9 protein-coding genes are annotated in these 10,861 nt (G+C 73.9%); 6 read left to right on the top strand and 3 right to left on the bottom strand.

Annotation, left to right across the window (positions count from 1 at the left end):
• Positions 1-205: 205 nt before the first annotated feature.
• The 3 genes from ABZ340_RS35680 to ABZ340_RS35690 form a co-directional block, all read right to left on the bottom strand.
• Positions 206-1,783, bottom strand: coding sequence for a protein kinase (locus ABZ340_RS35680; RefSeq protein WP_358786052.1), 1,578 nt, complete (start codon positions 1,781-1,783; stop codon positions 206-208).
• The gene (locus ABZ340_RS35685; protein ID WP_358786053.1) at positions 1,780-2,532 is read right to left on the bottom strand and encodes an FHA domain-containing protein; all 753 of its coding nucleotides are present in this window, start codon (positions 2,530-2,532) and stop codon (positions 1,780-1,782) included. The genes ABZ340_RS35680 and ABZ340_RS35685 overlap by 4 nt, the downstream gene beginning before the upstream one ends.
• Before the next feature lie 149 nt (positions 2,533-2,681).
• Positions 2,682-3,233: a hypothetical protein gene (locus tag ABZ340_RS35690; RefSeq protein WP_358786054.1), complete on the bottom strand. Its 552-nt coding sequence runs from the start codon at positions 3,231-3,233 to the stop codon at positions 2,682-2,684.
• Between the two features lie 275 nt (positions 3,234-3,508).
• On the opposite strand from ABZ340_RS35690, the gene ABZ340_RS35695 reads away from it, so the two are divergent.
• The 6 genes from ABZ340_RS35695 (at position 3,509) to ABZ340_RS35720 (ending at position 10,571) form a co-directional block, all read left to right on the top strand.
• On the top strand, positions 3,509-4,363 hold the full coding sequence (locus ABZ340_RS35695; protein ID WP_358786055.1) for a bifunctional methylenetetrahydrofolate dehydrogenase/methenyltetrahydrofolate cyclohydrolase: 855 nt from the start codon (positions 3,509-3,511) through the stop codon (positions 4,361-4,363).
• Positions 4,353-4,826, top strand: a complete 474-nt coding sequence (locus tag ABZ340_RS35700) for a DUF3017 domain-containing protein (protein WP_358786056.1) — start codon at positions 4,353-4,355, stop codon at positions 4,824-4,826. Before ABZ340_RS35695 ends, ABZ340_RS35700 begins: the two co-directional genes overlap by 11 nt.
• Positions 4,827-5,434: 608 nt before the next feature.
• Positions 5,435-6,694, top strand: coding sequence for a DUF2690 domain-containing protein (locus tag ABZ340_RS35705; RefSeq protein WP_358786057.1), 1,260 nt, complete (start codon positions 5,435-5,437; stop codon positions 6,692-6,694).
• Between the two features lie 504 nt (positions 6,695-7,198).
• On the top strand, positions 7,199-8,188 hold the full coding sequence (locus tag ABZ340_RS35710) for a malate dehydrogenase (RefSeq protein ID WP_358786058.1): 990 nt from the start codon (positions 7,199-7,201) through the stop codon (positions 8,186-8,188).
• 276 nt (positions 8,189-8,464) lie between these two features.
• Entirely contained in the window at positions 8,465-10,231 is a 1,767-nt protein-coding gene (locus tag ABZ340_RS35715; protein WP_358786059.1) for a hypothetical protein, read from the top strand.
• Complete coding sequence (locus ABZ340_RS35720; RefSeq protein ID WP_358786060.1) at positions 10,218-10,571, top strand: hypothetical protein; 354 nt, start codon at positions 10,218-10,220, stop codon at positions 10,569-10,571. The genes ABZ340_RS35715 and ABZ340_RS35720 overlap by 14 nt, the downstream gene beginning before the upstream one ends.
• Positions 10,572-10,861: the final 290 nt, after the last annotated feature.

The following is a 10,861-nucleotide window of genomic DNA, read 5'->3' on the forward strand; positions in this document are numbered from 1 at the left end:
GCCGGTGCCCGACGTCAACGAGTACGACGGCGAGCGCATCGGATACGCGATGGCCACCATCAGGGCGGGCCGGCGGTTCAGCGCCGGTGACCTCGGACGACCGCCGGCCGGGGTCTCCGGCTCTCCCCCGAGGGAGCCGGAGACCCCGGCCGCGTTCCACCCTTCCCCCGGGCCCGCCGCCCGTGGAACCTCGGACCTGTCAGGGTCACCTCTTCCCCGGCGGGGTGTACTCCTTGAGGTAGTGGGCGACGCGGTCGGCGTAGGCGCGGTGCTTCGGAGGAACCCCGCCCGCGTCGTTCACCGTGTCGTACGACGACCGGTAGGCGGCGGCGATCAGGACCCGGCGGTCACCGGGCAGGTCGTCGGCCAGGCGGGGTGCGATCCAGCACAGGTAGCGGCCCATCGCCGGGATGGACTCGGCGGGCGGGAAGGGGGGTTCGGGGACGGTCTCGGCGGGGGTGCCGTCCGCGTGTATCCACCAGCGCAGGACCTTCGGGGTCCAGCGGGCGATGCCGTACTCGTTCCTCGCGGGGTCGGCGAGGTTCGGGTCGAAGTCGCTCTCCACCTTCAGCATGGCGGCGATCAGGGGCGGGGTGACGTCTTCGTCGGCGCAGTCGTGCGCCGTCTCCACGATCAGCAGCCGGTACGCGGCCGGGACGCCCCGGTCGGTGCGCAGTTCGGCCGCGCCGTAGGAGACGGCGGCGACCTGGGCGCCGCGCGCGGACTTCGGGCCGCCGTCGCCGTCGTCGCCGCCCGTCCGGGTGCTGACGCCGTACCCGAGGGCGGCCACGGCCACCGCCGCGCCCACGGCCGCCGCGACGGCGGCGCGGCGGGAGCGGCGCGTCGGCAGCAGCCGGGCCGGCCGGGGCAGCCACGGCAGCCGGGCCGGGCGGCCGGTGCCGGCGGCGGCCTCGACCTGCCGCAGCAGCGCCTCGGTGCCGACGCGGTCGCCGTGCGTCCGGGTCAGGCAGGCCCGTACGATCTCCCGCCACGGGTCCGGCAGTTCGGGCGCCAGGCGCAGCTGGTCGGTGCCCCGGGCGTAGGCCACGGCGGCGTCGCGGCGGGCCGTCGGGGTGCCGCCGGGCAGCGGGAACGAACCGGTGAGCACCAGGTGGGCCAGGACGCCGAAGGCCCACACGTCGGCGGAGGGCCGGATGCGGCGCCCGCGCTCGCCGATCTCCGACCACAGCAGCTCGGGCGGGGTGTAGTCGGGGGTGGAGAAGGCGGGCGTGTAGGCGTGGGTGCCCTCCAGCTCGGCGGCCATGTTGAAGTCGGCCAGCCGCACCGAACCGTCCGCCATCAGCAGTACGTTGGCCGGTTTCAGGTCCCCGTGCACCCAGCCCGCCCGGTGCAGCTGGGCCAGCCCCGCGCAGACCTGCGCGAGCAGCGCGGGCCCGGCCGGCGGGCGGGGCGCGGCGGCCAGCAGCCCGGCCAGGGAGCCGTCCGCCTTCTCCAGGACGAGGACGGTGGCGCCGTCGAGGCGGGGGTCACCGGGGTCGTCGACGGTGAGGGTCTCGTACATCCGGATCAGCCGCGGCTGCTTCAGCCGGCGCAGCAGCCCGACCTCGCGTTCGATCAGTTCGCGCAGGTGGGCCAGTTGGCGGGGCGTTCCGGTGCCGGTCGGCAGGAACTTCAGGGCGGCCGTCCTCGGCAGGTCGTCCGGGCCGCCGGTGCGGCGGGCGGCGTACACGCTGCCGAAGGCACCCGTCGCGATCGGCTCCCGCACCTCCCAGCGGCCCACCCGGTACCCCCGGGGCACCGGCACCGCGTACGGGCCGGTCACCGGACCGTACGCCCGGAGGGTGCCGTCAGCACCACGAGGTCGTCCTCGCGGACCAGGTCGAAGCGGAGGGCGAGGGAGACCAGCGACTCCTTCTTGCCGTTCAGCCGCGGGCCCGGGTCGGCGCTCTCCGGGCCCGGCTTCAGGCGCAGCTTGACCGCCAGGTAGTCGATGTTCCACTGCACCGACGTCCGCGACGCGGCCGGCCAGGTGGGACGCAGCCGCTCCACGACCTGCTCGACGGTGGGCAGCGGCGCGTGCGGGTCGCCGCGCAGGCGCGGCTCGCACAGGGCGGCCAGGACGGCGAAGTAGCGCTTGGTGCGGTCGACGGAGAAGGCGGGGGCGGTGGTCTCGCCGTCGCCGTCACCGCCGCCCTCGGCGCGCAGGTAGTCGTGGCGCGGCGCCCACACCTCGACCGGCAGCAGGTCGCCCGCGGCGGGCAGCACGATCCGCGAGAACTCGAACGGGACCGGCGCGTCCAGGCGCCCCGGGGCGACCTTGATGTGCTCGCCCGCCCCTTCCGGGTTCTCCACCACGTACGTCTGGTGGGCGCAGAGGTTGCTCAGGGTCCAGAAGGTGCCGTGGGCGGTGATCTCACCGGCCCGGCGGGACACCCCGTCGTGGGCGATCAGCAGGCCGTCCGGCTCCACGGACCGCCCGAAGGCGAGCCGTTCGCCGGGTGCCAGCCGGATCTGGGTGCGGTCACGGTCGTCCTCCGTGGTCGGCGGAGGTACCACGATGATGCTGTACAAGGTGCGTCTCCCCGTGCCTGACGGCTACCCCAGTCAGACTAGGGCGACGCGCCGGGGCCGTGTCCCCCTCGTAAGAGTGAGACACGGCCCCGGAAGGTGATTGGCGTGAACCGTGCCGTGACCGGACCGCGGCCCGGACTCGTCCAGGCTCAGTAGCGGGGGCGCTGGAACCAGGCCGCGCCCTTGGAGTTGCCGGCGAAGACGGCGATCAGGATGGCGAGCACCAGGTGGACGATGCCCACGAGGGTGAACGGGTACAGGGCGAGGATCGCGGTGAGGACGCCGAAGACGATGAGGGTCACGCGGACGCCGTTGCCGCCCGAGGTGAACTTCGTCGCCAGAACGGCCGCCCACACGCCCCACGCCAGCGCGAGCACCGCGAAGGCCCACAGCGCGCCGGTCGGGTAATCGGCGAGCGCCTCGAAGGCGGCGTCGTCCTTGGCCTGGTCGATGGCGACGGCGGAGAAGGCGAACAGCAGCACGCCGAGGACCTGGAGGCCGACGATCACCCACAGCATCGCGCGCGCCGCGCTGACGGTGCCGGGCATGGTGGTGGGCGCCATCGCGCCGTAGGGCTGCTGCACGGGGGGCGCCTGCGGGTAGCCGTAGGCGGGGCCGCCCTGGGGCTGCTGCGGGGCGCCGTAACCGGGCTGCTGGCCCTGCGGCGCGCCGTAGGGGTTGTTCGGGTCGCCGAAGCTCATGGCGGACTTTCCTCCGTTGGTGTCACGTGCGGGGACGGCGCGCGGCATGATGCGGAGGAAGGTCTTCGATGTGCGGTTCGTCCCCCCGGTACTGCCCCGCGGCACTGCGTCCGTCAATCGTTCTCGACCCGCGTCGCGCTTGTCCAGCCGCATTCGCCAGGCGTTGTGCAAGTGCAACATCGGTGATCATGGCCGGATACGGCCGGAGCCGTCCCGCGGTGCCCGGAAGGCGGCCGGATTGGAACCGGGGGCGGGTCATCCGGGAGGATGGGGCCATGACCGCCCAGATTCTCGATGGCAAGGCCACCGCAGCCGCGATCAAGTCCGAACTGACCGCCCGCGTGGCGGCGCTGAAGGAAAAGGGCGTCACGCCCGGCCTCGGCACCGTCCTCGTCGGCGACGACCCCGGCAGCCAGAAGTACGTCGCCGGCAAGCACCGCGACTGCGCCCAGGTGGGCATCGCCTCCATCCAGCGCGAACTGCCGGGCACGGCGACGCAGGAGGAGATCGAGGCGGTCGTGCGCGAGCTGAACGAGGACCCGGCCTGCACCGGGTACATCGTCCAGCTCCCGCTGCCCAAGGGCATCGACGAGAACCGCATCCTGGAGCTGATGGACCCGGCCAAGGACGCCGACGGCCTGCACCCGATGAACCTCGGCCGCCTCGTCCTGAACGAGCCGGCCCCGCTGCCCTGCACCCCCAACGGCATCCTCACCCTCCTGCGCCGCTACGGCGTGGAGATCAAGGGCGCCGAGGTCGTGGTCGTCGGCCGCGGCGTCACCATCGGCCGCCCGATGCCGCTGCTGCTGACCCGGCGCAGCGAGAACGCCACCGTGACCCAGTGCCACACCGGCACCCGCGACCTGTCCGCCCACCTCAAGCGCGCCGACATCGTCATCGCCGCCGCCGGCTCGCCCCACCTGATCCGCGCCGAGGACGTCAAGCCGGGCGCCGCCGTCCTCGACGTCGGCGTCTCGCGCAACGCCGAGGGCAAGATCGTCGGTGACGTCCACCCGGACGTGGCCGAGGTGGCCGCCTGGATCTCCCCGAACCCCGGCGGCGTCGGCCCGATGACCCGGGCCCAGCTCCTGGTCAACGTGGTCGAGGCGGCGGAGCGCAGTGTCGGCTGACGAGGGCGCCCGCCGCCCGGAGGAGATCACGGTCACGGACGCGGTCAGCGCGCCCGACGCCGAGGGCAGGCCGCGGCGCGCCACGCGCCGCTTCCCCCTGTTCACCCGGGACACCGCGCGCCCCGAGGGCAGCGGCCGGGCCGCGCCGTCCAACGCCACGGCGGCCCGGCAGTGGCCGATCCTCGCCGTGCTGTTCCTGGTCGGCCTCGGCCTGCTGCTGACCGCCCTGGACGTCTTCCGGTACGGCACGCTGCTGATCGGCGCCGGGCTGCTGACCGGCGCCGTCCTGCGCTGGCTGCTGCCCGGCGTCGGCATGCTCGCCGTACGGTCGCGCTTCACGGACATCGTCACCTACGGCGCCCTGGGCCTGGTCATCGTCCTGCTGGCGATGATGGCCCAGCCCGAGCCCTGGCTGGAGATCCCGTTCCTGAAGGACACGCTGCATTTCACGGTCAGCGGCTGACGCCTTCGCGGTCCGCGGCTGATGCCTTCGCGGTCCGTGGCTGACGCCTTCGCGGTCCGCGGCTGATGCCTTCGCGGTCCGCGGCTGACGTCTTCACGGTCCGTGGCTGACGCCTTCGCGGTCCGCGGCTGACGTCTTCACGGTCATCGGTCGATGCCTTCGCGGTCCGCGCCACGGTGGGGGCCGCCGTGGCGCGGAAGTGACCGTTCCGCCGTGGAGCGGTGAGAGCCGGGACCCGTGTGCCGCGAGTGACGGCTCCTGTGCGTTCCGTGTGCCGATGCATTGACAAGTTCGCGGATATGGGGCGAAGTCGTTCGGGGACGGGACTAGCGTGGTCGACCGGGACGGTCCGGGCCGCCCCCTGCGGCAGCCGGGGGCTCGCACCGCCGGCACAGGGGACCGGTGGGACACTGGGGCACGGCCGGCAGGCATGCGACGGTGCATGCGCCGCCGTCGCGCTCCCGTGCGCCCCCATCCCGGGAACTGAGATCCCGACCGGGCGCATCCCTGTGGGTAGCCAGATCGGGGACTCGGTACAGGACACCACGCACGGGGCACCACGCACACGGGAACCACCAGCACGTCACCGGGGGAAGAGGGGGGAAGCAATGCCTCGTTGGAAGGCCTTGCCGGACGAACTCGATCCGCAGATCAGGGAATTCGCCGGCCAGCTGCGCCGGCTCGTGGACCGCAGCGGTCTGAGCATCGCCGCCGTGGCCGACCGCACCGGCTACAGCAAGACGTCCTGGGAGCGGTATCTCAACGGCCGGCTGCTGGCGCCCAAGGGCGCGATCGTGGCCCTGGCCGAGGTCACCGAGACCAATCCGGTGCACCTGACCACCATGTGGGAGCTGGCCGAGCGCGCCTGGAGCCGCTCCGAGATGCGGCACGACATGACCATGGAGGCCATCCGGATCTCCCAGGCCCGCGCCGCCCTCGGCGAGCTGGCCGCGCCGTCGGCCGGCACCCAGGGGAGCAGGGGCGCCCGCCGGGGCGGCCGTGGCGTCCCGGCCGCGCCCGGGATCGCCGGGCCGGCCGGGGTGGCGCCGACGGTCCCGCCGGTGCCGGCGCAGCCGACGGCCTCCGAGAGCCCGGACGCGCTGGGCGGCAGGCCCCGGGGCGGTGACGTCTCCGGAGCGTCCTCCGGTACGTCCTCGGCGTCTTCCGGCGCTTCCTCCGGGGGCAACTCCTGGGGAGTCGCCGGATACCGGGGCCCGTCACCGGCCGCGGGCCGCGCGGCGGGCGGTGCGCCCGGCGGCGCGGCGGCGGCCGGGGCACCCGGCCGGGGCATACCGGCCGCGGGCGTCACGGGCGCCGCGGGCGCGTACGGCGAGCCGCCGCGGGAGGCCGTCCACCAAGCAGGCCGAGCCGGCCGAGCCGGGGGCAGACGGATGACGACGTTCCTCGCGGGGGTCGTCGGTGTGCTGGTCGTCATCGCCGGCGCCTTCTTCCTGCTGGACGGCGGCGGCAAGGACGACGAGAACGCGCGGACCTCTCCCTCGCCCACCGCGAGCACCGCCCCCGACCTGCCGGCCGGCGTCAAGTGCAGCGGCGACCTGTGCACCGGCAAGGACGCCGAGGTCATGGGGTGCAGCGGCGACCTGGTGACCACCGCCCGGCAGATCACGGTCGGCACGGCCCTCGTCGAGGTCCGCTACAGCAAGACCTGTGGTGCCGCGTGGGGACGCGTCACACAGGCCGGGCAGGGCGACGAGGTCCAGGTGAGCGCGGGAGGGGCCCGGCAGACCGGAGCCGTCACGGAGGCCGGCGACACCATCGCCTACACGCCCATGGTGGCCGTGAAGAAGGCCGGCGACGCCGTGGCGTGCGTGACGCTGGCGTCCGGGCAGAAGGGGTGCACCGACTGAGCCCCTGAGCCATCGGTGCGCTCGGAGGCCACCTCCGGGCACCCGACGGGACGCGACGGCACCCGGCGGGCACCCCCGGCATCCACCCGGCGGGCACCCCTGGCATCCATCCGGCGGGCACCCCCCGGCATCCAACCCGGCGGGCACCTCTCCGGCACCCGGCGGGACGCGACCGCGAAAAAACGGGAAACAACCCTCCGGAAGGAGGCATGCCCGCTCCCTGTGCGGGAACGCGAACGATAACCCCCACGGGAGTCCGGCAACGGTATTCCCCCCGGCGGCCGCCTCGGTCCCTCCTCTCCCGGACCGGCGGCCGCCTCTTCGTGCGTTCTCGCAGGTCGGCGCGGTACCCGCACGGGGGTCTGTGGGGCGGGCCACACCGTCCCGGCCGTGCGGGACCACGGATGCGCGATAGCCTGACCGCTGATCTCTCTTGACGCCAAGAGATCGATCATCCCCCCGGGGCGGGGACGCCCCACCGCCAGCTGTCATACGGAGAACGCCATGACCCGCACTCCCGTGAACGTCACCGTCACCGGCGCGGCCGGCCAGATCGGTTACGCCCTGCTCTTCCGCATCGCCTCCGGCCAGCTGCTCGGCGCGGACGTGCCGGTCAAGCTGCGCCTGCTGGAGATCACCCCGGCGCTGAAGGCCGCCGAGGGCACGGCCATGGAGCTCGACGACTGCGCGTTCCCGCTGCTCCAGGGCATCGAGATCACCGACGACCCGAACGTCGCCTTCGACGGCGCCAACGTCGCCCTCCTCGTCGGCGCCCGCCCGCGTACCAAGGGCATGGAGCGCGGTGACCTGCTGGAGGCCAACGGCGGCATCTTCAAGCCGCAGGGCCAGGCCATCAACGCCCACGCCGCCGACGACATCCGCGTCCTGGTCGTCGGCAACCCGGCCAACACCAACGCGCTCATCGCGCAGGCCGCCGCCCCCGACGTACCGGCGGAGCGCTTCACCGCGATGACCCGCCTGGACCACAACCGCGCGCTGACCCAGCTGTCGAAGAAGACCGGCGTCCCGGTCTCCGAGATCAAGAAGCTGACGATCTGGGGCAACCACTCCGCCACCCAGTACCCGGACATCTTCCACGCCACCGTCGCCGGCAAGAACGCCGCCGAGGTCGTGAACGACGAGAAGTGGCTGGCCGAGGACTTCATCCCGACCGTCGCCAAGCGCGGCGCCGCCATCATCGAGGCCCGCGGCGCCTCGTCGGCCGCCTCCGCCGCCAACGCCGCCATCGACCACATCTACTCCTGGGTCAACGGCACCCCGGAGGGCGACTGGGTCTCCATGGGCATCCCGTCGGACGGCTCCTACGGCGTCCCGGAGGGCCTGATCTCCTCCTTCCCGGTCACCTGCAAGGACGGCAAGTACGAGATCGTCCAGGGCCTGGAGATCAACGAGTTCTCCCGCACCCGCATCGACGCCTCCGTCAAGGAGCTGGAGGAGGAGCGCGAGGCGGTCCGCGGCCTCGGCCTCATCTGACCCGCGGCGTGATCCCGTGATCCCGTGATCCCGTGATCCCCGGGCCGCAGTCGCGGCCCGGGGATCGCCGTCTTTTCGGGCAGCGGCCCGGGCGGTCCCCGGCCGCAGCCGCTGCCCGGACCGGTGCGCCGCGTGGACGTGGTCCCAGTGCGCCGTGGCCGCGTGTCTCGCGGGGCACTCTTGACATTCCGGTTTTGCCGCCTCCCCGGTTCCTCTATGCTGATGGGTCCTCAACTCGCCCGTCACGGCAACACATTCGCGCATCGGGGGAACGGCGTGAGTACCACACAACTGCCGCAGCAGCCGCAGCCCACGGAGGCCGGGACGCCACCGGACCTCCCGCCCGTCGCACCGCACGCCAGCGAGGCCACCCGGCTGCTGTGCGCGGGCACCTACCTGGATTCCGGTTACCGGGACCGCGTCATCGAGGAGCTGTACCTCGACGAACAGCGGTTCGTCGCGCCCTCGCTCGGTTTCGACGCGGCCCGCGTCCTCGCGCACGCGCTGCGGGCCCGGCGGCAGGAGCTGCTGTGGTCCGCCGCGGTGGTCGGCCTGTGGGTGGTCGGCCTGCCGCTGAGCGGCTGGCTGCTCGCCGGTTTCGTGGGGCCGAGCCTGCTGCTCGCCCTCGCGCCCTGGGTCCGGGGACGCGCCGAGCGGCCCGCCCTGTACCGGCGGATCCCCGCCTTCCTGATGCGCTGGTGGGGCCGTCTCACCTTCGCGCTGTACCTGGCCGTCACGGTCGCCGTCGGCTTCGGGGCCGGCTCCGGCGAGGACGAGGACTCCTCGTACGGCACCTACGACTCCTACGGCTACGGCGGCTCCGGGGAGCCGGGGATCACCGACGTGTTCTACCCGGCCGCCGACGAGGTGGCCGGGCTGATCGAGCCGTGGCAGGCGTGGTTCGCCCTCGCGGTGTTCGCGCTGATCGCGCTCTGCTCGGCCGCGCAGCGCAACCAGTTCGCCCGCGCGCTCGCCGCCGAGCTGTCCCCGCAGCGCTTCCCGGACGCCGCGAGCGACCCCGCGGAGCGGGCCGAGGGGCACCGGTTCCGGCGGCTGATGCACCGTATCCGGCTGGAGCAGCACGCGCCGCTGGTCATGTACCACGAGGCCCGTCCGTTCTGCGGCGCGGGAGCGGCGTACGACACCTGGGTGCTCGCCGTCGAGCTCCGGCCGGACGAGGAGAAGCCGCAGCAGCCGCTCAGCAACCGCGCGATCCTGGAGCGGATCCGCCCGCTCCTCGCCCAGTTGCGCGTGCCCGCCGACTACGCCGGGCCCGGCGTCCGGGACCGGCTGCGCCGGCTGGAGATCGACGAGTGCGTGTTCCTCCCCGCCGAAGGGCTGCTCCGCCGCGACCAGGCCCCCTACGACCCGCAGGAGTTCGAGCAGCACCGGGCGCGCGCGGTCGAGGAGGGCGGCGAGAAGCGGCGGCACTTCCTGCGCATCCGCGTCGGTGGCTGGGAGGAGGAACTCGTCGTCACGGTCTTCGTGCGCGTCCACACCCAGGGCCGCATGCTGATGCTGGAGGTCGCCCCGCACGTGCTGACCCCGGTCCGCGCCGACTTCAAGGACGCCGACCGCGCCTCCCACCGGCTCCGCAACAACAACGTGCTGGGCAAGGCGGCGGGGGCCGCGGCCCTGGTGCCGGGTTCCGCGGGCCGCTCCCTGATCACCCTCGGCCGGGGCCTGGTGTACGGGTGGCGGCTGCTGACCGGCGGCCACGCGGGCGCGCTGCCCGACGGGCCCGCCGTCTCCGTGCGGGAGCTGGCCTCGGTCCCGGTCGGGTCCACCTTCCAGGAGATGGACGTGGCCCGCTACCTGCGCGGCATCCAGGACCGCATCGGCAACGGCGTACGCCTGGCGCTGGCCGACGCCGGCTACGAGACCGGCGAGTTCGTGCAGAAGATCGTGAACATCAGTAACGGCGCCGTGCACATCGGCCGGGTCGAGGGCTCCACCTTCGCCGTCGGCGAGCACGCCAGTGCCAGCTCCTCCACCGGCGGCCCCGCGCCGCAGAAGGGATCCTCCAGCGATGGCAAGCGATGAACCCACCGTCAGCTTCGGCGACGTCTCGCACAGCACCTTCGCCGTCGGCAGCCACGCGCGCGCCACGAGCCACCACGGCACCCCGGCACCGCGTGACGAGGCCGCCGAAGAGCTGCTGAAGGCGGTGCGCGAACTGCGCGCCGACCTGTCCCGGGTGCGGGACAGCGACCAGACCGTCCGGCTGGACGAGGCGCTCGCCGAGACAGAGGAGGAGATCACCCGCACCGGAACGGCCGGCGAGGGCCGTCTCCAGCGGCTGCGGGACGTGCTGACCGACGCCCAGACCGTCCTCGCGCTGTTCGCCTCGGCGGGCACCGTGGCCGGACTGCTGGGAATGTGACCTCCGGGGGAGCGCCGCGGCGAGAGGCGCGGGGACAAGTACGGGGAGAAGGGCGGGGACAAGTGCGGGGACAAGTGCGGGGAGAACCGTCGGGAGAGACGGCAGGGGAGAGAGGGACGTGATGAGCGGGGGACAGCGGTACTGGAACGAGGAGACCCAGCGCTGGGAGGACGGGACGGCGGGGGCGGGGGGGGGGGGGGGGCCCCCCCCCGCCCCCCCCCCCCCCCCCCCCCCCCCCCCCCCCCCCCCCCCCCCCCCCCCCCCCCCCACCCCCCCCCCCCCCCCCGCCC

The sequence above is a fragment of the Streptomyces sp. NPDC006134 genome (assembly GCF_040628835.1).
Classification (GTDB): Bacteria; Actinomycetota; Actinomycetes; order Streptomycetales; family Streptomycetaceae; genus Streptomyces.

Coding starts and splice junctions, on each gene's coding strand:
- ABZ340_RS35690 (WP_358786054.1), bottom strand. CDS start 3,233: ATGAGCTTCGGCGACCCGAACAACCCCTACGGCGCGCCGCAGGGCCAG.
- ABZ340_RS35695 (WP_358786055.1), top strand. CDS start 3,509: ATGACCGCCCAGATTCTCGATGGCAAGGCCACCGCAGCCGCGATCAAG.
- ABZ340_RS35705 (WP_358786057.1), top strand. CDS start 5,435: ATGCCTCGTTGGAAGGCCTTGCCGGACGAACTCGATCCGCAGATCAGG.
- ABZ340_RS35710 (WP_358786058.1), top strand. CDS start 7,199: ATGACCCGCACTCCCGTGAACGTCACCGTCACCGGCGCGGCCGGCCAG.
- ABZ340_RS35720 (WP_358786060.1), top strand. CDS start 10,218: ATGGCAAGCGATGAACCCACCGTCAGCTTCGGCGACGTCTCGCACAGC.